The following is a 24,066-nucleotide window of genomic DNA, read 5'->3' as shown; positions in this document are numbered from 1 at the left end:
AACTACCGTACCTTAAGTGTTGCCAGCCCGATCAATACCAGCATCAGTGAAATAATCCAGAAACGCACGATCACCCGAGGTTCTGGCCAACCTTTAAGCTCATAATGATGATGGATCGGTGCCATGCGGAAAATACGTTGCCCACGCAATTTAAAAGACCCAACCTGCAAAATGACTGATAAAGTCTCAACCACGAATACACCGCCCATAATGACCAGTAAAAATTCTTGCCGTAGCAATACCGAGATGGTGCCCAATGCGCCACCCAGCGCCAGTGAACCGACATCGCCCATAAATACCTGAGCGGGATAAGTATTAAACCACAGGAAGCCTAAGCCTGCGCCGACAATGGCGGTGCAAACAATCACTAGTTCGCCGGCATGACGCAAATAAGGAATGTGTAAATAATGGGCGAAATTTACGTTACCTGTCGCCCAGGCGACCAGGGCGAAACCAGCAGCAACGAATACCGTTGGCATAATCGCTAGGCCATCAAGCCCATCCGTGAGGTTAACTGCGTTACTGGTGCCGACGATAACAAAATAAGCCAGCAGAATGTACAGCAAGCCCAACTGTGGCATAACATCCTTAAAGAATGGCACGACCAGTTGAGTCGCCGCTGTGTCTTTACCGATACTATACATGGCAAAGGCAGCGATTAGCGCAATGACTGATTGCCAAAAATACTTCCAGCGGGCAATCAAACCGTTAGGTTTTTTACTTACTACTTTACGGTAGTCGTCAATAAATCCGATAACACCGTAGGAGAATAAAATAAACAACACACACCAGACATAAGGATTTGTAGGATACGTCCACATCAACACCGAAATAATGATCGATAGCAGGATCATCAATCCTCCCATCGTGGGAGTACCGCGTTTATTAAAATGCGATTCTGGCCCGTCGCTGCGAACGACCTGACCAATTTGTAGTTTCTGTAACCAAGCAATCAGGTGTCGCCCCATCCATAAAGAGAGACATAAAGCGGTGAGTAAACTGACGATGGCACGAAACGTCAAATAGGAAAAGACATTAAAACCAGAATAAAATTTCACTAAATATTCAGCTAGCCAAACTAACATAATGTTTTCTCCTGAAGCGTGTGCACAATCTTTTCCATTGCAGCGCTGCGTGAACCTTTAATTAATACGGTGATCATCGGGTGTTCAAGCAACAATGTGACTAAACACGTCGTTAACTCGTGTTGATCCTGAAAATGTTCGCCGTTACCGCTGGCACTGCTAAGCTGCTGACTGAGTTTCCCGACACTCAACACCTTATCCACCCCCACTTGTCGAATCGCTTCACCAACCTGGCGGTGGTAGTCTGCTGCTTTTTCTCCCAATTCCCCCATATCACCGACCACCATAACGCGATAACCCGGCATATCGGCAAGTACCTGTGCTGCGACGGTCATAGAACTCACATTGGCATTATAACTGTCATCTAGCAGTAATTTCCCCACTGCCAGTGGGATGGGAAATAATCGTCCAGTCACTGCTTGGGATTGCGCGAGCCCTTGACGTACCGCTGGCAAATCAGCTCCCACTGACATAGCCAACGCTGCTGCCGCCAGTGCATTAGCAACGTTGTGTCGGCCAGGCAATGATAATGCAATCTCTGTAGTGCCCTGCGGTGAATGCAGAGTAAAATGCGTTACCTGCGCTTGAATACGGATATCAGTGGCAAAAAAATCAACACCCTCCTTCGCATCCAGTGCAAAACGCCAAACACGCTGTTGATGCAATAAACACCGTTGCCAACGCGGCCAGTCGTGACTGTCTGCATTAATAATGGCAGTCCCTTTTGGTGGTAATTCAGTGAAAATTTCCCCTTTAGCCTGAGCAACAGCGGACAGAGAACCAAATCCTTCCAGATGAGCAGCGGCTAAGTTATTTACCAATACACTTTCAGGGCGGCTTAAAGCGGTGGTGTAGGCAATTTCACCTAAATGATTGGCACCCAATTCAATAACGGCAAAATCATGTTCTGGCGTTAAACGTAATAACGTCAGTGGTACACCGATATCATTGTTTGCGTTACCGGCGGTATACAGCACAGTACTGCCTTTTTTTGCATTGATTCGGCACTGACACAAAATCGCCGCGACCATTTCTTTTACCGATGTTTTACCGGAAGAACCGGTTATAGCCACAACTCGGGTTGGTAACTCTTGACGAAGCCAAGCAGCAAGCTGCCCTAGCGCTATACGGGTATCTGCCACAATCAGTTGCGGGATCTTGAATGGCAAAAGGTTATTATCTAGTGGTCTACTGACCAACAAGGCTGTGGCACCCGCAGCAATGGCACTGGCTGCAAAATCATGCCCATCAAAGCGTTTACCTTTTAAAGCAACGAACAGACAACCCGTCGTCACTCGATGGCTGTCAATGACAACTTGTGTGATCTCGATTTTGTCGTTAGTCAGTTGTGTGCCAATAAGTTTAGCATTGAGCGCTTGTGCTAGTTGTCGCAAGGAAAGTGTGATCATACATTGATCTCCAATAGCCGAGTGGCGGTCAGGCGGTCAGAGTATTCAAACCGACGGCTACCCACTAATTGGTAATCTTCATGTCCTTTACCGGCGACTAAAACCACATCCTGTTCTTTTGCCTGCATAATGGCTCTGGTTAACGCTTCTGTCCGATCATGGATCACCAACGCATGATTAGCATCGAGCAATCCACTGCGAACATCCGCTACAATCGCATGTGCTTCTTCGTTGCGCGGATTATCATCCGTCAACACGATGTGGTCGGCCAGTTGTTCTGCAATACTTCCCATCAGTGGACGTTTACCTTTATCTCTACCTCCACCACAACCAAAGACACACCAGAGTTGTCCTTGACAATGTAACCGGGCAGCCATTAGCGCTTTTTCTAATGCATCAGGAGTATGTGCATAATCCACTATTACCTTTGGTTTACCTAACGCATTAAATATTTCCATCCGTCCACAAACTGGCTGCAATTGTGACCCTGTGGCAATCAGCCGTGCTAACGGATAATCGAGCGCCAATAGTGTCGCCAAGGCAATCAATAGATTGCTAACATTAAATTCACCTAGCAGGCGGCTTTGCAAATACCCTGTCCCCCAACTTGAATCAAAATTGATAATGACTCCTTCAGTCCGATAGCTGATACTTTGCGCCGCCAACCAACGTTTTCTGCCGCTGACAAGGGTTTTATCCTGCATCGTCACCGCCACTGCATCAGGCAGCTTATCTAGCCAACGATGACCGACCTCATCATCAGCATTAATTATTTGCTGTTTGACATTGTGAGTAGAAAAAAGTCGCCATTTTGCCGCCTCATAATTGACCATATCACCATGATAATCGAGATGATCGTGGCTTAAATTGGCAAACACAGCGGCGGCAAAAGATAATGCTGCTACCCGATGTTGTATTAAACCGTGGGAAGAAACTTCTATCGCGGCAAAATTCGCCCCTTGCATCCGTAAACCGTGCAACATTTTCTGAATAGCAACCGCAGAATCGGTAGTATTTTCTGTTTGCTTTAGCCGTTGCCCTAGTAGGCCACTGCCCAAGGTGCCCAATACGGCACTGGTTTTTCCCAAAGCATGACTCCACTGTGCTAACAATTGTGTGATTGTCGTTTTGCCGTTAGTTCCGGTGACAGCAACCAATTCTAATGCGGTGTCTGGTTGTGGATAGAAAAAACCGGCCAACTGAGATAAATGTCGTGTGAGATCATGAAGATAGATCACAGGTACGCCTTGTATTTCAGTTATCAGAGGAGTAACGGCGACTTCTTTGGTCTCTGTGTGTGCTTCTGCCCCTTTTGCCTCAGCAATAACGGCAGCGACACCTCGAGCGATGGCTTGTGGAATATAACAACGCGCGTCTATTTGCTGACCGACAACGGCAATAAAAACATCCCCAGCAGCAGCATGGCGGCTGTCTAATATCATTTCCCGTAGCGGGAGCGTGGGGACATCAAGCCCCCAGGGAGCGAGCAAGTCACGTAAATTACGATCTGCCACCTGAAGCCTCTTTCTTATTAATAACCAGTTTGCTTTGATCATTTATCGGTAACGCATCGGGTTCAATGTTCATAGTACGCAGTACTCCGCCCATAATGGCACCGAACACCGGAGCAGAGACCGCACCTCCGTAGTATTTTCCTGCCTGCGGATCATTAATCACCACAACTAAAGCAAACTGGGGATTGCTCGCTGGGGCCACGCCCACAGCGTAAGCGATATATTTTTTGATATATTTGCCGTCAGGGCCGACTTTCTTGGCTGTACCTGTTTTAAGCGCAAGACGATAACCTCTGATCGCGGCTTTGACACCACCACCACCAGGTAAAGCCACACTTTCCATCATATTTATCACCGTGCGTACCAGTGGTTCTGGAAAAACGCGTTGACCTGTTACAGATGAATCGACTTTGATGATCGACAGGGGGCGATAAATTCCCAGACTACCGATGGTTGCATAAGCACGTACTAACTGTAACGGAGTTACCATCAGCCCGTAGCCAAAAGAAAAAGTAGCTCTGTCCAGGTCAGACCAACGTTGTCTGCTCGGATATAAACCGCTTCTTTCGCCGACCAATCCCAGGTTGGTGGCTTTACCAATACCAAAGAGAGAATAAGTTTCGACTAATGACGAAGGAGGCATCGCTAACGCCAGTCTGGAAACACCGACGTTACTCGATTTTTGTAAAATCCCGGTAACTGATAGCTCAGCATAACGCGCAACATCTTTAATCTCGTGACCACTGATGTAGAATGGCAATGTATTTAATACGCTGTTTTCTTTCACCAAACCACGCTGCAAGGCCGCCAGCACCACCATAGGTTTTACCGTTGAACCCGGTTCAAAAATATCGGTTATCGCAAGGTTGCGCATTGCATCCTTGGTGGTACCGGTTAATTTATTTGGATTGTAAGAAGGACTGTTAGCCATGGCTAGTACTTCACCGGTGTTGACATCGACCAGGACGGCTGTGCCGGATTCCGCTTTGTTGAAGGCTACCGCGTTACTTAATTCTCGATATACCAACGTTTGCAAACGTTCATCGACGCTGAGTATCAAATTATGTGCCGCCTGACTGTCAATGGAAGAGACGTCTTCGATGACTCTTCCATAACGGTCTTTACGTACCGTACGTTCACCAGGCTGACCAGTGAGCCAACGGTCAAAACTTTTTTCTACTCCTTCAATACCCTGGCTATCAATGTTAGTCACGCCAATAATATGTGCCATTACTTGGCCAGCAGGATAATAACGGCGTGATTCTTGCTGCAGATAGACACCAGGTAATTTCAATTTATCGATGTAATTGCCAATAGTAGGGGTAACCTGACGCGCTAGATAGACAAAACGTCCTTTAGGGTTGGTGTTGATACGTTTAGTCAGTTGATCAAGCGGAATGTCTAGGGCATCCGACAACGCTTGCCAGCGTGTGTCCTGGGTGATCCCGCCATGTTCAAGTAATTCTTTTGGGTCGATCCATACTGCATCGACCGGTACACTGACGGCTAAGGGCCGTCCCAATCTATCACTGATCATGCCACGGGCAGTGGGTACCGTTTGTACTCGTAGTGAACGCATGTTACCTTCACGTACCAATTGTTCTGGACTGATCACTTGTAGGTAAGCCGTACGTATCATTAACCCCATCATCGCCAACAGGATGCAACTGCAGAGCAAAGCAAAACGCCAGCCAATAAAGCTAATTTGCCGTTCCTGACGTTTTAATTTGTTCGTAGGACGCACTGTTTTCATTTTCTAGAGCCTATTTGAAACTAACATCAAGATTGAGATCAAAAATATTTTTTTATTACAATGTTCTCTTGCAATGGATTAACCTGTTGCATTTTTAATTTTTCGCTGGCGATACGTTCAACACGGTTGTGAGCACCCAATGCATTTTCTTCCAGAATCAGATTACGCCATTCAATGTCGAGAGCATCTCTTTCGAGAATGAGCCGCTCACGTTCTGCTGTTAATGAACGAGTTCGGTAAGTCGTTGTGACCACGAGCATTGCTGATATCAATATCATGACCAATAATATCAATGGAATCTTGGCACTATGGATAAAATCCACTGTTATCACTTTGATTAAACTTGGTTGCTCATGGCTTGTCATGCGTTATTCCTTCTCTTCCTCTTCACACCCCTCGCTACGGTTTTGCAAGAAGTCTAGTACAGTTTTTCTGCAAAACGGAGTACTGAGCTACGCGCCCGTGGGTTTGTTTCCACCTCTTTTTTTGAAGGCATCATTTTTTTGAGTGATTTCAGATCACGTCCACCCAAGTTGTGTAATTGTGTTTCAGTCAGCGGCAAACCAGGAGGAATTTGTCGCCCACGACTGTGTTGGCGAATAAAATTTTTTACAATGCGATCTTCCAGTGAATGGAAGCTAATTACCGATAACCGCCCCTGTGGTGCCAAAATTTCAAGTGTTGCCTCTAATGCTCTGGTGATTTCTTCTAACTCCTTATTGAGGTAGATGCGAATCGCTTGAAAGCTACGTGTGGCCGGATGTTTATGTTTTTCACGCCGAGGAATGGTATTAGCAATTAGGTGAGCCAGTTCGAGAGTGTTGGTCATCGGTTGTTGTTGTTGGTTACGTTCGACAATGGCGCGAGCCAATCGTTTGGCAAAACGTTCTTCACCAAAGGTTTTTAGTACCCAGGCAATTTCGTCTATTTCCGCTTTCAGCAGCCATTGTGCTGCAGACACACCACGGGAAGGATCCATACGCATATCCAGTGGACCGTCACGCATAAAAGAAAAACCACGTTGTGGATCATCAAGTTGGGGGGATGACACACCAAGATCGAATAATATGCCATCAATGTGCCCAACAAGATCCCGTTGGCGCACATAGTGTGCTAAATCAGAAAAAGAACCTTGGATAATAGTAAAACGAGGATCAACGATGGATTTCGCCGCTGCTATCGCTTGTGGATCACAATCGATAGCAATCAGACGCCCTTCCCGACCAAGTTGCGAGAGGATCTGACGAGAATGACCTCCACGACCAAAGGTAGCATCGATATAGATACCGTTATCGCGAATATTGAGGGCATTTACTGCTTCATTCAACAATACGCTCGTATGCTCATAATGAGTTACCATTCTATTCATTTATCATGATCTTGCTTTATCCTGCCGTTTATTTACCCTAACTACAAAGAAAAATTCTGTAATCGTTCAGACAGTGGTTGGAGCTGTTCTGCGTCAACATCTTCCTTTATTTGCTGGTACCAAATCTGTACATCCCAGAGTTCAAACTTGTTAAATTGTCCGACTAACATGACTTCTTTACTTAGCCTTGCGTGTTGACGCAAAGTGTTGGGGATTAACAATCGGCCTGAACCATCCATCTGACATTCGCTGGCGTGTCCCAATAACAAACGCTGAACACGGCGTTCTAATGGGTTCATGCTGGATAAGTAAGAGAGTTTTTCCTCAATCACTTCCCACTCAGACAATGGATAAAGTAGTAAACAGGGCTGATGCAAGTCGATAGTACAGACCATCTGGCCTTGTGTTCCCTCATTGAGCAAATCCCGATACCGGGTAGGCACGGCGAGCCGACCTTTGTTGTCGAGGTTTATCATCGTTGCACCACGGAACATAGCTGAGTTACCTTTTCACCACTTTAACCCACAAATACCCACTTAAAGAGTTTACGGAGGGTTTTGAAACCTTGTCAAGGTAGAGCCAATACGGTTATCTATCTATTTTGCGATATGGCTCGTAGAAGCAGTGTTTTTTGTCAGCAAAGAAAGAATTAACATCATGATAAAATGAATATTTTTTTTGACATCAGCTTTTTATATAATAACTAATAAATTAGCAATTAATTATCTTATTATTGCTTACTAAAAGTAATATTTTATTTGAATGTAAATTTCTGTTACAGCTATTGGCTGTTATATTTTTCCTCTATTTGTGCCGTTGACAAGGATTACCCTAAAACGAAATAGGGTTAAGTGACAACATGTCTAGGCAAATATTCGAGAGTTAAGTAACATAACGAATCTATTTCATCTTCAAAAACGTGGCGCAAAAATAGTGGCACAAAAAGATTATGTAAGCCGAGAACGCTTGGCAACATCCCGGAGTAAAACTGGCCGCCCAAAGAGAGTCAACAGTGGCAGCATGGCTAAAATCGTGCTGGTTCTGGCTGTCGTACTATCGGTGGGGTTTGCTGCGGGATTTTATTTCATCAGCCATAACAAAGTAGATAAACCGCCGTTATTGCCAAATCGTAATCCTCACACTGTGACTGGATTACCTCCATTACCAGAAGAGCGTTGGCGCTATATTAAAGAATTAGAAAATCGCCAGATTGGGGTCGCAAAACCGACAGAACCTTCTTCAGGTAGTGAGGCTCGCTTGCTATCACCACTAACTCATGATCCCTCTCGTCAAATAATGGAGCCACCGTCGGTGACGACACCAAAACCCAAACTGGAAAAAGAAAAAGTACAGAGTTGGCTACTACAATGTGGTTCTTTCCGCACAGTGGATCAGGCTGAATCGATCCGGGCTAAACTGGCTTTTGATGGCATTGAAAGCCAAGTTACCTCCAGTGACGGCTGGAATCGTGTTCTACTTGGCCCTTATAGCAGCCGTGCTAGCATAGATACGATGTTGCGACGTCTCAAAGATACTGAGGTGTCAGGTTGTATTGCCCTCTCTGTGGGGGGTTGAAAAATATCATTTCTCCCCCATCTACAGCTTAAAAATGATTTTCAAATATACCCCGTGTTATCGTTGAGAAAGCATCATGTTGGAAACACCGCTTTTTTGGCATAACACGAGGCTCATTTAGTCTGCAACAAGGGGTTGTTCGTGACAACAATTGTGAGTGTACGTCTTAATGGAAGGGTAGTGATCGGTGGTGATGGTCAGGTCACCTTAGGTAATACGGTGATGAAGAGTGATGCTCGTAAAGTACGTCGTCTTTACCATAATCAGGTGCTCGCAGGGTTTGCTGGTGGTACTGCGGATGCTTTTACTTTGTTCGAGTTGTTTGAAGGTAAACTGGAAGCACATCAAGGGAATTTAGATAAAGCTGCTGTTGAATTAGCAAAGGAGTGGCGCGCTGATCGTTCACTACGCCGTCTTGAAGCTTTATTAGCGGTAGCAAATAAAAAATCATCCCTGATCATTACCGGTACTGGAGACGTCGTACGACCTGCAAAAGATTTGATTGCTATTGGTTCTGGTGGTCCCTATGCCCAGTCTTCAGCAATGGCGCTGCTCGAAAATTCTCAGTTAAGTGCCAGAGAGATTGTGGAAAAATCGCTGAGTATTGCGGGGAAGATTTGTATCTATACTAACCTCAATCAAACCATCGAAGAGTTAATTTTTGAAGATATCGAGAAAGAGGTCCCTTTAGTCGATAACGGTAAGATCGAAACTAAAGCGCGTGCTCATGGCCGTGGTGCAAAAATTAAGAATTCGCCTTTAAAGCGCAAGGAATAGAAAAATATGTCTGCAATTGATCCACAGGAACTGACCCCGAGCCAGATAGTTGATGAGTTAAATAGCCATATTGTCGGCCAGAACAAAGCCAAGCGTGCTGTTGCTATCGCCTTGCGTAACCGTTGGCGGCGTATGCAGTTGAATGAAGAGTTACGTCATGAAGTGACACCAAAGAATATTTTGATGATTGGTCCAACAGGTGTGGGTAAAACCGAAATTGCTCGTCGTTTGGCCAAGCTGGTCAACGCGCCCTTTATCAAGGTCGAAGCGACAAAATTTACCGAAGTCGGTTATGTGGGTAAGGAAGTTGATTCCATCATCCGTGATTTGACCGATGCCGCGATAAAAATGGCACGTCAGCAATCTATCGAGAAAATGCGTCCACGTGCCGAAGAATTAGCCGAAGAGCGCATCCTGGATGTTTTGGTTACACCACCGGCAAAAGATAATTCGAAATCCAAAGAAAAACCGGAGCTTCCTTCCGCCGCTCGCACCGCTTTTCGTAAAAAACTGCGTGAAGGCGAGCTTGATGATAAAGAAATCGAAATTGATTTGGCAGTGGGATCGCTAGGAGTAGAAATTATGACGCCTCCTGGCATGGAAGAAATGACCAATCACCTGCAATCCATGTTCCAACAGATGAACAGTCACAGGCAAAAAACGCGCAAACTCAAGATAAAAGAAGCACTTAGACTGGTAGTTGAAGAGGAAGCAGCTAAGCTGGTGAATCCAGAAGAGCTGCATAAACAAGCTATTGAGGCCGTTGAGCAGCAAGGCATCGTGTTTATCGATGAAATCGATAAAATTTGCAAGCGAGGCCAAACTTCTAGTGCAGATATCTCCCGCCAAGGTGTACAGAGGGATCTACTGCCACTGGTGGAAGGCTGTACGGTTTCCACTAAACATGGCATGGTAAAAACAGACCATATTCTGTTTATTGCCTCGGGTGCCTTTCAGGTAGCAAGCCCTTATGATTTGATCCCTGAACTGCAGGGGCGTTTGCCTATCCAGGTTGAATTAGAAGCACTGAGTACTGAAGATTTTGAACGCATTCTGACCGAACCTAATGCCTCACTCACCGAGCAGTACAAAGCATTGATGGCAACAGAAGGTGTAACTGTCAAATTTACTGACGATGGCATCAACAGTATTGCCAAAGCAGCCTGGCAGGTGAACGAAAATACCGAAAATATCGGTGCGCGTCGTTTGCACACGGTATTGGAGCGTCTAATGGAAGATATTTCTTATAGTGCCAGTGAAAATCACGGCCAGTCTGTCACTATTGATGAAAAGTATGTTCGTAAGTATTTGGATAAGCTGGTAACAGATGAAGATTTAAGTCGTTTTATTCTATAAAGCTATTAGTGTGTTCGGGGCTTAGAAAAAAGCCCCGCAGTTTCTGCAGGGCCCTATATTGAACTCAGTACAACACGAAAAATCTACATTGCTTTGTCAGTACTGACTGTAGCTTCAACACTGACAAATTTACGGTTCTTCAAGCCTTGAACCTTAAACTTGACTTTGCCACTAACCATAGCAAACAAGGTATGGTCTTTACCACAGCCGACGTTAGTACCTGCATGGAATTTGGTACCCCGCTGACGAACGATAATACTGCCAGCCAGTACCGTCTCACCACCAAAACGTTTCACACCAAGGCGTTTACTTTCGGAGTCGCGACCATTACGTGTCGAGCCACCAGCTTTTTTGTGCGCCATAAATTTACTCCCCTAAAACCTAAGCACTGATGCCGGTGATTTTAACATCAGTGAACCACTGACGATGCCCTTGTTGCTTACGGTAGTGCTTACGCCGCCGGAATTTAACAATCTTAATTTTTGCACCGCGGCCATGAGCAAGCACTTCAGCTTTAATCTTACCGCCATCGACGAGAGGAACGCCAATCTTGATATCTTCCCCATCAGCTACCATTAGAACCTGATCAAACTCAATAACCTCACCCGTTACAATGTCCAGTTTCTCTAGACGAACGACCTGACCCTCACTGACCCGGTGTTGTTTACCACCACTTTGGAAAACCGCGTACATATAAAGCTCCGCCTTCCGTACACCCCACTTTATTGAATCCAGAGCGCACATAAATATCCACAATAAAGCGCGAATTCTACGCAAAAACAGTGTGGATAACAAGAACAGAATCAGTACCAGGATAGAAAAAAACATAGTATGCTCAGATGTCATTTATTTACTGCATTTTTTCAGTACAATAAGGTTCTTTCAACAGAGGTCTCTTCATAGTCTTTAACTTAGTCTTGTGTAATTAATGTGAGCAATGATCTCATCACAGCTAAAACAACTAAAAAGAAAAGTGCTGGATAATATAATGAACCTAGAAAAATTAAACCATATTAATCAATTGATTATGGAAGATATGCTTGCTGTCGACGCAATGATTCGCCGGCAAATGGACTCCAAAGTTGCATTGGTGAACCAGCTTGGTGATTACATTATCAACAGTGGCGGGAAACGTATTCGTCCGATGGTCGCTCTCCTCGTTGCACGTACTTTGGACTATCAGGGTGATAAGCACATCGATATTGCTACATTGATAGAATTTATTCATATTGCCACACTATTGCATGATGATGTCGTCGATGAATCTGATCTAAGACGCGGTAAAAAAACCCCTAATACTGTATTTGGTAATACAGCCAGTATATTGGTCGGCGATTTTATTTATACCCGTGCCTTTCAGATGATGACTCGCCTGGGCTCAATGCGGGTGTTTGAGGTTATGTCTACAGCAACCAATATGATAGCAGCAGGTGAAGTGCAACAATTAATGAATTGTAATAATCCTAATATCACCGAAAAAGACTATATGTCTGTTATTTATGATAAAACGGCTCGACTGTTTGAAGCCGCATCACAGTCTTCTGCTATATTAGCAGGCGCCAGTACAGAGCAAGAACTGGCGTTGCAGTGCTATGGCTGTCACCTCGGCACCGCTTTTCAGTTGATTGACGATTTACTCGATTACAGCTCAGAGGGGAACACATTGGGTAAAAATGTCGGTGATGATCTTAATGAAGGCAAAGTAACACTACCACTGTTACATGCCATACAGCATGGCACAGAAAAGCAAGCTGCAATGATACGCCAAGCAATTAGACAAGGTAATAGCCGCCATGTGCTCACATCGGTACTTGAGGTTATGCAAGAATGTAAATCTTTGGACTATACCCGTCAACGGGCGCAGGAAGAAATCGACAAGGCCATTACCGCACTAAAAAAACTGCCCGCGAACGATTATTGTGCAGCGTTAAAGGACATCACTCATTTTGCTATAAATCGCTTTTTTTAAGAAAATATTTAGAAATTTTTACATATAAAAAACTGTTAAATTTAACAATTTAACGGTCACAGGGTTTCCTTCACTCTGATTCTAAAAGATCTTCCATTTGCTTATTATTAACCAGCTCGACTAACTTCTCAATGCCGGCACTCAATATGAAGCTAGTCATTCTTTTACGTTTAGACTCAGTCAATTGGTTAAATGCTCCGACCCATATTGCCAACGGATCTTCTCCATTGACAGAATAACATGCTGTATTTTCGTTTAATTGCAGTAGGTTAAAAACAGTATCTGGCAAACTATCTACGTGGTATTCGAGTGCTTTTCCTTGAACACCTAAGCGGCGACGTTGTTCCCATCCTTGACGTTTAGCCATGAGGTTGACTCCTTGTGGTGAAGAAGGTAATCCAGCAATGCCTGTAAGTTCTTTGGCTGCAAACCACTCTTTTTTCATGGCTTTATTTTCTCTATGTTTGCGTTGAGGAAAGAATAATTTTTTAAGAAAAAATTAGAAAATATATCGAAATTAATGGTATAATTGTCCAACAATTATCTTTTGTTCCTAATACGCCTAACAATATCACGTTAGTTATACCATTAATAGACCAGTACCTCAGCAGAAAATAAAGGATTAACGATGACAGTAACTCAAAGGAAGTCCGATTGGCACCCTGCCGATATAATTGCTGCATTACGCAAGAAAGGAACCACCATAGCATCTTTATCGAGGGAATCAGGGTTACATTCTTCCACTCTTTCTAACGCCTTGACGCGACCGTGGCCTAAAGGTGAATGGTTGATAGCCGAATGTCTGAAAATTCATCCATCCAAGATATGGCCATCTCGCTACTTTGATCGAAAAACTGGTGCCCTGATTGATCGTAAAAGCAAAATACGGGAATCAAAACTTTAACTAAATAGCTATGCATTTTAATTTTGATTACAATGTAAAAAAATAATCCAAACGAGCTAAAGATGAGCTATTCAGTTGATTTTCGACGAAAAGTCCTCAGTGTTCGAGAGCAGGAAGGCCTGAGCATAAGAGCCACCGTGAAGCGTTTCCACATTGGCACGGATCCGCTAACACGTTGGCTGAGGCGAATAGAGCCACAGCAGTCTGGCTCGCGTCGGCGTAAGATTGACAAAAAAGCCCTGGTCAAATATGTTGAGCTTTATCCGGATGCTTACCAACGGGAACGCGCGGCCCGTTTTGGGGTGTGCACGAAATCCATTTGGCAAGCCTTGAAAAAATGGGGCATCACCTAACGCCAGTTTCCACAAGCGTCAGGACATTCAGCAGGCCATTAGCAAGGCCGGGCATCTGATTGAATATCTACTTCCTTATTCATCTGACCTCAGTCCTCACTTTTACCCACAATTTTTGTTATTAAGAATAATGAACAATCTCACATTTTCTTGCAGGATCTCATACCCTCGCCAAAGCGACATGATTCCCGGTAAACCCTCGGCACGTCGGTTAAGAAATCCTCCCAATTGACCCAGCCATGTTATTGCCTGAAGCACTGTGGGGGGATGCTCGGGAAGGCGGCTTGTTGTCTGTATTCTACAATACAACGTTTGCCATTCTATCTTTGACAACACATCGATGCAGGTAGCCTCAGGACACAACGCTGCCATTTTGGTCATATGCATCAGTTTGAAGGCGATAATGCTTTTGAGTGTGATCATTTTCGTTAATTGGGTTGCCGTATTTAAACGACATTGTTCAACACAACATCCTGATTTCAGTGTGTTGAATAATTCTTCTATCTTCCATCTCAGTCTATACTCATTCAACTTGAAGGTCTGGATTAGATGGTTTGGAAATTATCGTTAATTCTGCCCCTGAGAAAGGGAGCAATTTTTGCCAATGTACTATCAAAAAATTCGGCTATAGCCCCACGAAACTCTTTGGCTGAAGAGAAAAATCGGTTGTTTCTGACACGCTCGTTCATGACCTTCCATAATCGCTCGATGGGATTAAGATTAGGGCTATAAGGGGGTAAATAATGGAGTACGATAGCCTTCTCTAATGCGGCGTCTTTGACTCGCTGACGGCAATGATAGCCAGAATTATCTAAAATAATGTGTATCTTTTGTGCATCAGGATAAGCAGCTTTGAGCTGCTCAAAAAAAGCGACGGTGGTTTCTGAATTCACCTGCTCAGGACGGGCACTGACCACCTTCATGGTGCTCAATTCAATGGCACCCATGACATTAACCCGTGTTTTTGCCCCTGTTTTGACCAGCGGCTTATCTTTGCCTTTCCTTATCCAACCGCAGACCACTTTAGTAGCCATCGTTGGAGGGGCTGAATCCATAAAAACAATCGGTTCATTCTTAAGAGCACTCTCTAGCAAAGTGAAATAAGACGCGATAAACGCTTCTTGCTGAGCAACATCCACTTTAACCGGCGTCGCTTTGGGCTGCTTATAGCTAAAACAATGCGCTTTCAGCCATTTTGTCATGCCAGATACGGTGTAACAGACGCCAAATTGGGTTTCCACATAAGCACAGATATCGATGACACGGCTATAAGTCGTGCTTTCAATGTGTTTTTCAAGCAATAAAGATTCATGCACGCTCAACTTACTATACGAGCCGCCATTTTCAGGCTTTAATTTTTCGTCTGAAAGCCAATCTGTTACATGTTGCCTCACTGTTTCTTCATGAATACGTAATGCTTGGGCAAGCGCTTTGTTATTCTAGCCTTCATTTTTCAACAACACCGCTTTGATTCGATCTCGAACACGGCCATCGTGTTCGTAACGATGAAGGCGTTCCAAATCTTGTTTTTGAGAAGCTGTCAGTGAGTTTATTTTCATGACCTTATTTTTAATCTAGTTGAGCAAATTTTCCAATGGTTTTAATGGCGATGGGTATACCCCTTTCTTGTCCATGGAAGAAAAGGCATCTGGGGTGTATAGCTATAAGACGTGTGATGATTGATGCTATTCAGGTCATGGTACATTCCGCAGTACATCCCGTAGTGCCCCTTCTAAATCACAGTGGTGAAAGTTAAAACCGGCTTCCTCCAGGCGTTTAGGAACGGCGTGTTGGCTGCCTAGCACCAGCACTGCTGATTCTCCCATCAGTAGGCGGATAATACTGGCCGGAGCCCGTAAAAATGCCGGACGGTGTAAAATCTTAGCCAGTATGGCACTGAATTGCCCATTACACACTGATGAGGGAGAAACCATGTTATAGGGGCCACATAGAGTATCATTAGTAAGCAGATAGTGAATCGCATTCACCATGTCATCAATATGGATCCACGGAAAGTATTGACGACCATTACCCATTGGTCCACCTAAACAAAGACGAAACAAAGGCAGCATTTTAGCTAATGCTCCACCTTTTGCGGCGAGTACTACTCCGGTACGTAACAGGCAAACACGGGTTTGGCTACTTTCTGCCGTTGATGCCAGTTGTTCCCAGCGCGCGCATAGCTGATGGGTAAACTCATCGTGTGGTGGTTCTTCTTCAGTGACCAATACCTGCTCTTTATCACCATAAAACCCTACTGCAGATCCGGAGATAAATACGTCAGGTGGATTACTGCTGACATTAATCAGTTCCGCTAATTGCTGGGTTATCTGCCAACGGCTTTGACATAACCGTTCTTTTTGTTGAACTGTCCAGCGTTTGTCAGCGATAGGTTCACCCGCCAAATTGATTACGGCATCAATGTTATTGAGATCCTGTTGGTCATTTAATGTTGACCAACAGGTTATTTGCTTGCCGAGTACATCAAATGCTTTCCGTGGATCACGGCTTAATACAGTTATCTGGTGGGAAAGAGACAGGAGCCGTTGGGTAAGCGCACGGCCAATTAAGCCTGTTGCACCTGTTATCAAGATATGCATGGAAAACCTCCGTTTAAATCGCCATTCCTACCTACAATGGAGACGACATTATGAAATTTGGGCGTACACACAAAAGACTCAATGTTGTAGTTATCGCAATACTCACTGTCAAACAAAAACATTTTTGCATGACTCTCACTGTCAAGGATGCCTGATCGAGGTTAAACGCCAGTTAGATTCATTTAAGAACCTATTCGAAATCTTTTATGCTCGCTGATACTTCGTCAAAAACGGGCTCAAAATGCTCATTTACTCTATGTAAACTGCGCGTTCTCGCCCATTTTTTCCTCGCCTGAGTGTCGCTTAAGAAGATTTGGAATAGGTTCTAAAAAATAGTGACTAAATTTTTTATCTCGAACTCAGATTATATGTGAACTGCCATAGCGCTTACGGAGTTGGTAATAACGACCTTTATTTTTTAGTAAGCTCTGATGATCACCTTGTTCGACAATACGACCACCATCCATTACACAAATACGATCCATCGTTTCCAATCCATATAGACTATGGGTAATCAGTATCAAGCTTTTGCGCTGACAGTGTTGCCTCAGTAGCGAAAAAATTTGTTGTTCAGTTTCTGCATCTAGCCCGTCGGTGGGTTCATCGAGCAGCCATAATGGCGCCGAATGCAACAGTGCACGAGCTATCCCTAAACGACGTTGCTCACCGCCGGATAATCCTCGCCCTCCTTCTCCTAACCATGCATTTAAGCCCTCATCATTGGCTAACAAATTTTGTAACCCTACCTGGTTTAATACCTTTTGCAATTGAATATCCGTAGCAGAAGGAGCAGCTAGTAATAAATTGGCTCGCAATGTATCGCTAAAAATATGTATTCTCTGACTAACGACAACCATTATTCGGCGCAATGTGCTTTCATCAAAATGGGTAATGGGCTGCTTATTAATGTAAATATGACCTTGAGGCGGATCCCAAGCACGGGTTAACAATTGCAACAACGTGGATTTGCCACAACCAGTACGCCCAAGCAACGCAATATGTTCCCCTGCAGCCAGTGATAATGAAATAGCTTGTAAGACAGGTAATGGTTGGTCTGGATAGGTAAAGCTTACCTGTTTCATTTCCAGGGTGATCAGTGATGATATAGGTGACGAGATTACTGTACTTGGGAAGGTCACTGCAGGTTGTTGCTTGATAAGGTGTGTGACACGTTTGGCGGCAGTGATCACCTGCCCCAAGTGTAGAAAAGCACCTGTTACTGGTGACAATGCTTCAAAAGCCGCGATGGCAGCAAATACAAAGAAAGCAATAAGAGCACTTGCTTGATCATTGCTAACAGTGTGAATGAAATTAATATTTTCGGCAGCCAGCCACAATAGCAAGATAAGCGTTAAGCCAGTAGCCAATATCATCAACGCTTGAGAAAACGCAGACAATGACGCCTGCTGCTGCTGACGAACCAGCCAATGTTGCTCGATATTTGCCAACTTAGTGTGAAAACGTTCCACAGTGCTAAATACCAAAAGTTCAGCTTGGCCTTGTAACCATGAGGTCAGTGCTGAGCGATAAAGAGCACGTAAATCGGTGAGAGCACTACCGATAGGTTTACCGATATGGTAAAAAATCACAGGTAATAACAGCAATAAACCCAGTAAAATCGCGCCTAATGTTAATGCCATATTGATATCTAACAGGCTTAACCCAAAAGTAACCGTAAAAATAATTACCATTGCGGCGACTAACGGGGTAATAATTCGTAGATAAAGATGATCTAAAGTATCCACATCAGCAACAAAGCAATTCAATATTTCACTTTGCCGAAAACGGGCGATACCGCCCGGGGATAACGGTAAGATTTTTTGAAAAGCGAACAAGCGTAGATGTGCTAATATGCGAAAGGTCGCATCATGACTCACCACCCGTTCAACATAACGCCCCGCAGTGCGTATTATTGCTGCACCTCTGACCCCCGCAGCAGGCAGCAGGTAATTAAAGCTATATAGCCCCGAAGAGCCAGCAAGGGCGCTACCTGCAAGGAACCAGCCAGATAGAGCAAGCAGACCCACAGCCGCTAGCAGGGTTAGAGTCGTCATGACTATCCCTAAGCTAGCAAGAAACCAATGACGACGATACAGCGCCAGAAAAGGCAACAAAAGGCGCATAATTAACCTTCCTTGCTACGGTAAGAAAGTAAGCTAGCAAAAGCGCCTGTAGTCTGACACAGCGTACTGTAATCACCTTGCTGAAGCAACATACCACGATCCATCACCCAAATAAGATCGTAATCACATATATTCTCTAGCTGATGAGTCACCAACAGGGTAGTTTGTGCATAGGAAGCTCTGCTTAAGGCGTTCATGACCCGTTGTTCACTATGCATGTCAAGGCTAGCACTGGGTTCATCCAATAATAATAGGCGACAAGGATTAAGTAAGACTCTCGCTACCGCTACTCGCTGTGCCTGACCGACAGAAAGGCGTGACGCATGATCGCCTATTTCAGTTTCCAGTCCTTCAGGTAAATCAACAAGAAATTCATTGATATAGGCTCGATCTATAGCCTGCTGTAACTGTACGTTACTGGCATTGGGTTGACTAAGTAAAATATTCGCTCTCAACGTTTTTTCTGGTAGATAGGGATTTTGACCGATCCAACTTACTTGATGACGCCATGCCTCTGTATTCAATTCTCTCAGTTCAATCCCCTCGACTTTGAGTGAACCACGGTAAGGCAAAAAACCAAGTAACAAATGAAGTAATGAACTTTTCCCTGCACCGCTATGGCCGACGATAGCGATCCGCTGTCCGGCAAGCACAGTAAAGTTTAATGGTCCAGCTAAGCGAGTACCGTTGACAGCTAATATTTCTAACTCATTGGCGACTAGCCTGATGGGTGTATTGCCTGATAATTTTTTATCTCCTTGCTCAATTGCCACCTCGGCTTCACTTGTCAAAAAAGTAACCAGTGATTCCGCGGCCCCTAAGGCCTGTGCTTTAGCATGATAAAAGGTACCGAGATCGCGTAAGGGCTGGAAAAATTCCGGCGCCAAAAGCAACAGAAAAAAACCGGAAAATAGCGTGACTCCTTCTGTATGGTAATTACCAAAATGCAGCACACCGAGATACGAAAAGCCGAAATAAACAGCGACGAGCGCAATAGAGACAGCGGCAAAGAACTCCAACACCGCTGATGACAGAAAAGCGAGACGGAGTACTTCCATTGTACGACGGCGAAAATGTTCTGACGTTTCAACAATTTGTTTTGTTTCTGCCTGTGCACGATAGAATAACCGCAAGGTATCCAAACCACGTAAACTATCAAGAAATTTACCACTGAGACGTGCCAAAGCGACAAAATTACGTCGATTGGCATCTGCTGCTCCCATACCGACTAACACCATAAACAGGGGTATCAAAGGGGCAGTAGTCAATAAAATCAGGCCGGCAACCCAATTTATAGGGAAAACAGCCAGTAGAATCAATAGTGGGATAAGCGCAGAAAGATATATTTGTGGTAGATATCGCGAATAATAATCCTGCATATCCTCAATTTGCTCGATGATAATCGTCGTCCAGCTACCGGCGGGCTTGCCTCTTACCCAGGACGGCCCTAATTGTGCCAATTTCTCCAATACCCTGTTGCGAATTAATAAACGGATACGCATACCACAAACAAAACTGGTACGCTCACGGCACCAGCTAACAATAGCTCGCAGCACAAATACTACCAACAGCCAGCAGAGATCGGTAACCAACAAGTGGCGAGGCAGATGATCAATAATCAAAGACTGCAAAAGTGTCGCTAATAACCCTGCCTGAGCAATCATCAGTAAACCACCCAACAGACCTAACAACATGGATAAACGTAACCAGGGCCGTGCGGGTGTACTCTGCTTTTTCAACCATTGGATCAATTCATGTTGTCTTGTTTTATTCATCAGATCATTAATCAGCTCATTGATTTAAACCATCTAAATAACGCTCGGCATCCAAAGCTGCCATACAACCACTCGCAGCAGAAGTAATCGCTTGACGATAAACATGATCCATTACATCACCCGCAGCAAACACACCAGGAATAGAAGTTTGTGTGACATTTCCACCAAGACCCGACTGTACTTTGATATAGCCATTTTCTAATCGCAACTGATCAGCAAAAATAGTGGTGTTTGGAACATGACCAATGGCGATAAAAACACCGGAAACTACCAACTCTTCACCTTGTCCACCCTTAGCATTGCCTAAATGTAGACCTGTTACGCCTGTATCATCACCTACTACTTCCTCCAAGGTACTATCGGTATGTAGCACAATCCTACCCTCGGTGACTTTTTTCATCAGCCGGTCGATCAATATTTTCTCTGCACGAAACTTACTTCGACGGTGAATTAAATAAACTTTTGTCGCAATATTCGACAGATATAGCGCCTCTTCAACAGCGGTATTCCCCCCCCCGACTACCGCAACGTTCTGATCACGGTAAAAAAATCCATCACAGGTCGCACAAGCTGAAACACCTTTCCCTTTAAAGGCTTCTTCTGATGCTAAACCAAGATAACGTGCACTAGCCCCCGTGGCGATGATTAATGCGTCACAAGTGTATTCTTGACTACCGCCAAACAGACGGAAAGGACGCTCTGTAAGATTTGTCTTGGTAATATGATCTTGTGAGAGGGTAGTGCCGAATTTTTCCGCATGCTTGCGCATACGTTCCATCAGAAGAGGGCCGGTTAAATTTTCAGCATCTCCTGGCCAGTTTTCCACTTCAGTGGTGGTGGTCAATTGACCACCTGGCTCCATACCAGCAATCAACAGCGGTTCCAGATTGGCGCGTGCCGCGTAGACCGCAGCGGTATAACCTGCAGGCCCTGAACCTAAAATAATTAATCGTGAATGTGTGGGTGTACTCATGAATACCTCAAGAAAAGCTAACAACCTCAACGGCTGTACAATCGCATAAATCAATAGACTTCTTTCAAAACCTACATATATGTTTGTAAATACGTGCTGCAAATTCTGCGTTACCTGGTGCTCGTAATCCTCATTTTGCGCGGGCTATCCGGTAGGTTTTTAGCCAATTTTTAATATTTTTACTTTCCCGAAAAAGAGTCAGATCTGCCTCCACACGATCAATATCACGTTGAATGTTTTTAATATCATTCTGTAAATCACGTATTACTGTCATAGGCACTATTCGGCAACGGGGTGACATATTTAAACGTATCTTGAACGAAACTTCGATATCGTTAATTTCATTTTGCAACTCAGCAAACTGCTCCGCTAAAATAGTATTGTAATATTTCAATTTATCTTCAGGGAGAGTATTAATAATAGACTGATCGATTTGTTCAATTTCCAATTGTAGCGCCAATAACTCAAGCAAATTTTTACTATTATACGCTATATTGACCCGTTGCATCAGTTCTGTTTTACGCTCTCTTTCTTCTGCGTCTTGTTCACGATCTGGATGTAAGCTGCTAGCTAGTTTACGGTAAATTTCACGGAGTGATTGGCTGATATTTTGTATTTCTGCTTGTTGTTTTTCTTCTCTGGCAAGAGTCTTTGCCGATTTTTTTTGTTCATTATAGGATCCCTCAAATTGTTTTTTAACTCGTTCTTCCTGAATTAATTCTTGTTGTATTTCCTCACCAACATTCTCCATTATTTTTTCTGTCAAGGCTGCCTCCTAAGGTCGGCGACGTGAAGTAGTCTGTTATCTCTTGATTTTTTTGAAGAAACGGTGTTATCTATTAGCCGGTCCCGTTACTCGTTCAGCTAAGGTGTTATGCCTAAAAATATCTGTCACTCACATCAAACAGCGCATACCAAAATGGTGAAGCAGACCTTGAAAGAGGTTGCTAAAGCCTTAGCCATGCCTTATCAGAAAACGCATCAGGCCTTTACTGGCGGAGATAATCTTTTCATTACAGAGACGTTTTGGGAAATATTCTGGGCTCGCTTTCCCGCAGAGTCTGCAATGAATGCGGTCTATTTTTGCCCGGAGTGTCGGTCGTTTGATCTAGAACACCCGTGATGCTTGAGCTGAAAGATGAACCGTAAACTGCGTCATCCTTTTCAGGTCGGTCATGCGTGGTGGAATTACTATTGTGCTCATGCGGATAAAATACGGCCGGTGGTGGTCGATAATCTGATTAAACTGTTTTCCTGCGGAACATCGGCGCTGGGGTTTGCCAGCTGGCGCTGTCAAAAGGCAGGCTGTACGCACACCAAACGGATTTGCTTTACCTGCCACAGCCGTTCATGCCCTTCCTGTGGTAAGAAAGCCACAGAGCGGTGGGTGGCCAAACAGCGCACGGTGCTTCCCATCACAAAATGGCAACACATTACGTTCACTTTTCCCCGTGAGTTCTGGCCGTTGTTTGAGCTAAATCGTGCGCTGTTAACGCATCTCAGTCGTCTCGCTGCCAAGGTTATTTTAGATTTTTGCCAGCCAAAAAACCTATTGCCTGGCCTATTCACGGCGTTGCATACGCATGGGCGAGCGCTGAATTGGCATCCTCATGTGCATCTTTCGGTGACCTGTGGCGGACTCGATGACAATGCCGAAAAATGGAAAAAAATCACGTTTAGCGGAAAAACGTTGATGAAACAGTGGCGTTATCAGATTATCACACTACTTCGTCAACAGTGGGATACCTTGCAATTACCACCGGAGTTATCACAAACCCTCACGAGGCCGGGTCAACGGGAGCAGTTTCTGGATTTCCATTACCAACGGCATTGGAATATCGACCTGGCAAAGCCGACAGACAATGCCCAGCAAACGCTCAATTATTTAGGCCGTTATTTAAAAAAGCCTCCGGTGTCGTTATCCCGGCTGGAACATTATAACGGCCAGGAAGTGACCTATCGCTACCTCAGTCATAAAACCCGAGAGCAAGAAAAACTTAACCTCAGTATGGACGAGTTTATTCAGCGTTTTATTAGCCACATTCCGGATAAACATTTTAGGATGGTCCGCTATTATGGTTTTTTAGCGCCCCGCCGTCGGACTACACTGCTGCCGATTATAGATGCTTTGTTGGGGCAGGAAAAAGAAAAAACCGTCAACATCACTTATGCGGCAATGTTAAAACGCCTAAGTCGTATTGACCCTCATGAGTGCATCCTGTGTGGCTCTCGTTTGGTGCTAAGCGGTATCACATCAGGCTTGCCGTGGCATCAGTTAATGCTTCACCATGAATCTCTGGCAAAAATGAAGGGGATTTAGCCTCTGCAGGGAAGGGGCGCCTCGCGTTCGAAAATGCTGGTTTTTTAAACGAAAATGACCCTATTATCACCCGGGACTCTCTACGTTAAGGAGAATAACCCTAAAGTTTGAAAATAATATCGTTTATTTTTTGATCCAATTCTGTTTTTGACAATAAAACCAAATTATTAAAATTCCTATCTATCAAGCGCCAGGGGCGAATAACTCGTTG

At 44.4% G+C, this 24,066-nt stretch carries 23 protein-coding genes and 2 pseudogenes; 8 read left to right on the top strand and 17 right to left on the bottom strand.

Annotated features, from left to right (window positions below):
• Positions 1-2: 2 nt before the first annotated feature.
• The 7 genes from mraY to mraZ are packed head-to-tail and all read right to left on the bottom strand — an operon-like array spanning position 3 to position 7,624.
• Positions 3-1,085: a phospho-N-acetylmuramoyl-pentapeptide-transferase gene (gene mraY / locus AAHH42_RS04160; protein WP_072550683.1), complete on the bottom strand. Its 1,083-nt coding sequence runs from the start codon at positions 1,083-1,085 to the stop codon at positions 3-5.
• Positions 1,079-2,494, bottom strand: coding sequence for a UDP-N-acetylmuramoyl-tripeptide--D-alanyl-D-alanine ligase (murF, locus tag AAHH42_RS04155; RefSeq protein ID WP_342221730.1), 1,416 nt, complete (start codon positions 2,492-2,494; stop codon positions 1,079-1,081). Before murF ends, mraY begins: the two co-directional genes overlap by 7 nt.
• The gene (gene murE, locus AAHH42_RS04150) at positions 2,491-4,050 is read right to left on the bottom strand and encodes a UDP-N-acetylmuramoyl-L-alanyl-D-glutamate--2,6-diaminopimelate ligase (RefSeq protein WP_425286312.1); all 1,560 of its coding nucleotides are present in this window, start codon (positions 4,048-4,050) and stop codon (positions 2,491-2,493) included. Before murE ends, murF begins: the two co-directional genes overlap by 4 nt.
• Complete coding sequence (ftsI, locus tag AAHH42_RS04145) at positions 3,995-5,761, bottom strand: peptidoglycan glycosyltransferase FtsI (RefSeq protein WP_072550680.1); 1,767 nt, start codon at positions 5,759-5,761, stop codon at positions 3,995-3,997. Before ftsI ends, murE begins: the two co-directional genes overlap by 56 nt.
• A 38-nt stretch (positions 5,762-5,799) precedes the next feature.
• Complete coding sequence (gene ftsL, locus AAHH42_RS04140; protein WP_072550679.1) at positions 5,800-6,126, bottom strand: cell division protein FtsL; 327 nt, start codon at positions 6,124-6,126, stop codon at positions 5,800-5,802.
• A gap of 53 nt (positions 6,127-6,179) precedes the next feature.
• Complete coding sequence (gene rsmH / locus AAHH42_RS04135; RefSeq protein ID WP_072550678.1) at positions 6,180-7,121, bottom strand: 16S rRNA (cytosine(1402)-N(4))-methyltransferase RsmH; 942 nt, start codon at positions 7,119-7,121, stop codon at positions 6,180-6,182.
• A gap of 50 nt (positions 7,122-7,171) precedes the next feature.
• Positions 7,172-7,624 (bottom strand): division/cell wall cluster transcriptional repressor MraZ, encoded by a 453-nt coding sequence (gene mraZ / locus AAHH42_RS04130; protein ID WP_072550677.1) that lies wholly within the window; start codon positions 7,622-7,624, stop codon positions 7,172-7,174.
• Positions 7,625-8,063: 439 nt separating this feature from the next.
• Between mraZ and AAHH42_RS04125 the strand changes: the two genes are divergently transcribed.
• The 3 genes and pseudogenes from AAHH42_RS04125 (at position 8,064) to hslU (ending at position 10,838) form a co-directional block, all read left to right on the top strand.
• Positions 8,064-8,705: an SPOR domain-containing protein gene (locus AAHH42_RS04125; RefSeq protein WP_216824475.1), complete on the top strand. Its 642-nt coding sequence runs from the start codon at positions 8,064-8,066 to the stop codon at positions 8,703-8,705.
• Positions 8,706-8,846: 141 nt separating this feature from the next.
• Positions 8,847-9,368: pseudogene (hslV, locus tag AAHH42_RS04120) on the top strand (ATP-dependent protease subunit HslV); the annotation flags it as partial.
• Between the two features lie 120 nt (positions 9,369-9,488).
• Positions 9,489-10,838: an HslU--HslV peptidase ATPase subunit gene (gene hslU, locus AAHH42_RS04115; protein WP_072550676.1), complete on the top strand. Its 1,350-nt coding sequence runs from the start codon at positions 9,489-9,491 to the stop codon at positions 10,836-10,838.
• A gap of 83 nt (positions 10,839-10,921) precedes the next feature.
• On the opposite strand, the gene rpmA is transcribed toward hslU, so the two are convergent.
• Both rpmA and rplU read right to left on the bottom strand, forming a co-directional pair.
• Positions 10,922-11,200 carry a 50S ribosomal protein L27 gene (rpmA, locus tag AAHH42_RS04110; protein ID WP_072550675.1) on the bottom strand — a complete coding sequence of 93 codons (279 nt, stop codon included), beginning with the start codon at positions 11,198-11,200 and terminating at the stop codon, positions 10,922-10,924.
• Between the two features lie 19 nt (positions 11,201-11,219).
• Complete coding sequence (gene rplU / locus AAHH42_RS04105) at positions 11,220-11,531, bottom strand: 50S ribosomal protein L21 (protein WP_072550674.1); 312 nt, start codon at positions 11,529-11,531, stop codon at positions 11,220-11,222.
• Between the two features lie 295 nt (positions 11,532-11,826).
• On the opposite strand from rplU, the gene ispB reads away from it, so the two are divergent.
• Positions 11,827-12,807 (top strand): octaprenyl diphosphate synthase, encoded by a 981-nt coding sequence (gene ispB / locus AAHH42_RS04100; RefSeq protein WP_072550673.1) that lies wholly within the window; start codon positions 11,827-11,829, stop codon positions 12,805-12,807.
• A gap of 70 nt (positions 12,808-12,877) precedes the next feature.
• Here ispB and AAHH42_RS04095 read toward each other — a convergent pair whose 3' ends face one another.
• Complete coding sequence (locus AAHH42_RS04095) at positions 12,878-13,252, bottom strand: DNA-binding protein (RefSeq protein ID WP_072550672.1); 375 nt, start codon at positions 13,250-13,252, stop codon at positions 12,878-12,880.
• Positions 13,253-13,435: 183 nt separating this feature from the next.
• On the opposite strand from AAHH42_RS04095, the gene AAHH42_RS04090 reads away from it, so the two are divergent.
• Both AAHH42_RS04090 and AAHH42_RS04085 read left to right on the top strand, forming a co-directional pair.
• Positions 13,436-13,711 (top strand): helix-turn-helix domain-containing protein, encoded by a 276-nt coding sequence (locus AAHH42_RS04090; RefSeq protein ID WP_072550671.1) that lies wholly within the window; start codon positions 13,436-13,438, stop codon positions 13,709-13,711.
• 62 nt (positions 13,712-13,773) lie between these two features.
• The gene (locus AAHH42_RS04085; protein WP_072550670.1) at positions 13,774-14,064 is read left to right on the top strand and encodes an IS630 transposase-related protein; all 291 of its coding nucleotides are present in this window, start codon (positions 13,774-13,776) and stop codon (positions 14,062-14,064) included.
• Positions 14,065-14,166: 102 nt separating this feature from the next.
• Here the strand turns inward: AAHH42_RS04085 and AAHH42_RS04080 are convergent, their stop codons facing one another.
• The 7 genes and pseudogenes from AAHH42_RS04080 to AAHH42_RS04050 form a co-directional block, all read right to left on the bottom strand.
• Complete coding sequence (locus AAHH42_RS04080) at positions 14,167-14,595, bottom strand: IS4 family transposase (RefSeq protein WP_323586317.1); 429 nt, start codon at positions 14,593-14,595, stop codon at positions 14,167-14,169.
• 14 nt (positions 14,596-14,609) lie between these two features.
• A pseudogene (locus tag AAHH42_RS04075) lies at positions 14,610-15,623 on the bottom strand (IS630 family transposase).
• 135 nt (positions 15,624-15,758) lie between these two features.
• Complete coding sequence (locus tag AAHH42_RS04070; RefSeq protein ID WP_072550303.1) at positions 15,759-16,664, bottom strand: TIGR01777 family oxidoreductase; 906 nt, start codon at positions 16,662-16,664, stop codon at positions 15,759-15,761.
• Positions 16,665-17,023: 359 nt separating this feature from the next.
• Positions 17,024-18,787, bottom strand: coding sequence for a heme ABC transporter ATP-binding protein/permease CydC (gene cydC / locus AAHH42_RS04065; RefSeq protein ID WP_342221728.1), 1,764 nt, complete (start codon positions 18,785-18,787; stop codon positions 17,024-17,026).
• A 2-nt stretch (positions 18,788-18,789) separates the two neighbouring features.
• On the bottom strand, positions 18,790-20,562 hold the full coding sequence (cydD, locus tag AAHH42_RS04060; protein WP_072550301.1) for a heme ABC transporter permease/ATP-binding protein CydD: 1,773 nt from the start codon (positions 20,560-20,562) through the stop codon (positions 18,790-18,792).
• A 16-nt stretch (positions 20,563-20,578) separates the two neighbouring features.
• A complete protein-coding gene (gene trxB, locus AAHH42_RS04055; RefSeq protein ID WP_072550300.1) occupies positions 20,579-21,535 on the bottom strand; it encodes a thioredoxin-disulfide reductase in 957 nt (318 codons plus the stop codon).
• A 130-nt stretch (positions 21,536-21,665) separates the two neighbouring features.
• A complete protein-coding gene (locus tag AAHH42_RS04050) occupies positions 21,666-22,301 on the bottom strand; it encodes a hypothetical protein (protein WP_342221727.1) in 636 nt (211 codons plus the stop codon).
• Between the two features lie 108 nt (positions 22,302-22,409).
• Between AAHH42_RS04050 and AAHH42_RS04045 the strand changes: the two genes are divergently transcribed.
• A complete protein-coding gene (locus AAHH42_RS04045) occupies positions 22,410-22,658 on the top strand; it encodes a hypothetical protein (RefSeq protein ID WP_342220947.1) in 249 nt (82 codons plus the stop codon).
• 15 nt (positions 22,659-22,673) lie between these two features.
• On the top strand, positions 22,674-23,855 hold the full coding sequence (locus AAHH42_RS04040; RefSeq protein ID WP_342221137.1) for an IS91 family transposase: 1,182 nt from the start codon (positions 22,674-22,676) through the stop codon (positions 23,853-23,855).
• Positions 23,856-24,066 lie beyond the last annotated feature (211 nt).

Source organism: Candidatus Fukatsuia endosymbiont of Tuberolachnus salignus (genome assembly GCF_964030845.1).
Classification (GTDB): Bacteria; Pseudomonadota; Gammaproteobacteria; order Enterobacterales; family Enterobacteriaceae; genus Fukatsuia; species Fukatsuia symbiotica.
The sequence above is the reverse complement of the archived record's forward strand: the minus strand, read 5'-3'. Positions and strand labels throughout refer to the sequence as shown.

Coding starts and splice junctions, on each gene's coding strand:
- mraY (WP_072550683.1), bottom strand. CDS start 1,085: ATGTTAGTTTGGCTAGCTGAATATTTAGTGAAATTTTATTCTGGTTTT.
- murF (WP_342221730.1), bottom strand. CDS start 2,494: ATGATCACACTTTCCTTGCGACAACTAGCACAAGCGCTCAATGCTAAA.
- murE (WP_425286312.1), bottom strand. CDS start 4,050: ATGATCAAAGCAAACTGGTTATTAATAAGAAAGAGGCTTCAGGTGGCA.
- ftsI (WP_072550680.1), bottom strand. CDS start 5,761: ATGAAAACAGTGCGTCCTACGAACAAATTAAAACGTCAGGAACGGCAA.
- ftsL (WP_072550679.1), bottom strand. CDS start 6,126: ATGACAAGCCATGAGCAACCAAGTTTAATCAAAGTGATAACAGTGGAT.
- rsmH (WP_072550678.1), bottom strand. CDS start 7,121: ATGGTAACTCATTATGAGCATACGAGCGTATTGTTGAATGAAGCAGTA.
- mraZ (WP_072550677.1), bottom strand. CDS start 7,624: ATGTTCCGTGGTGCAACGATGATAAACCTCGACAACAAAGGTCGGCTC.
- hslU (WP_072550676.1), top strand. CDS start 9,489: ATGTCTGCAATTGATCCACAGGAACTGACCCCGAGCCAGATAGTTGAT.
- rpmA (WP_072550675.1), bottom strand. CDS start 11,200: ATGGCGCACAAAAAAGCTGGTGGCTCGACACGTAATGGTCGCGACTCC.
- rplU (WP_072550674.1), bottom strand. CDS start 11,531: ATGTACGCGGTTTTCCAAAGTGGTGGTAAACAACACCGGGTCAGTGAG.
- ispB (WP_072550673.1), top strand. CDS start 11,827: ATGAACCTAGAAAAATTAAACCATATTAATCAATTGATTATGGAAGAT.
- AAHH42_RS04095 (WP_072550672.1), bottom strand. CDS start 13,252: ATGAAAAAAGAGTGGTTTGCAGCCAAAGAACTTACAGGCATTGCTGGA.
- AAHH42_RS04090 (WP_072550671.1), top strand. CDS start 13,436: ATGACAGTAACTCAAAGGAAGTCCGATTGGCACCCTGCCGATATAATT.
- AAHH42_RS04085 (WP_072550670.1), top strand. CDS start 13,774: ATGAGCTATTCAGTTGATTTTCGACGAAAAGTCCTCAGTGTTCGAGAG.
- AAHH42_RS04070 (WP_072550303.1), bottom strand. CDS start 16,664: ATGCATATCTTGATAACAGGTGCAACAGGCTTAATTGGCCGTGCGCTT.
- cydC (WP_342221728.1), bottom strand. CDS start 18,787: ATGCGCCTTTTGTTGCCTTTTCTGGCGCTGTATCGTCGTCATTGGTTT.
- cydD (WP_072550301.1), bottom strand. CDS start 20,562: ATGAATAAAACAAGACAACATGAATTGATCCAATGGTTGAAAAAGCAG.
- trxB (WP_072550300.1), bottom strand. CDS start 21,535: ATGAGTACACCCACACATTCACGATTAATTATTTTAGGTTCAGGGCCT.
- AAHH42_RS04045 (WP_342220947.1), top strand. CDS start 22,410: ATGCCTAAAAATATCTGTCACTCACATCAAACAGCGCATACCAAAATG.
- AAHH42_RS04040 (WP_342221137.1), top strand. CDS start 22,674: ATGAACCGTAAACTGCGTCATCCTTTTCAGGTCGGTCATGCGTGGTGG.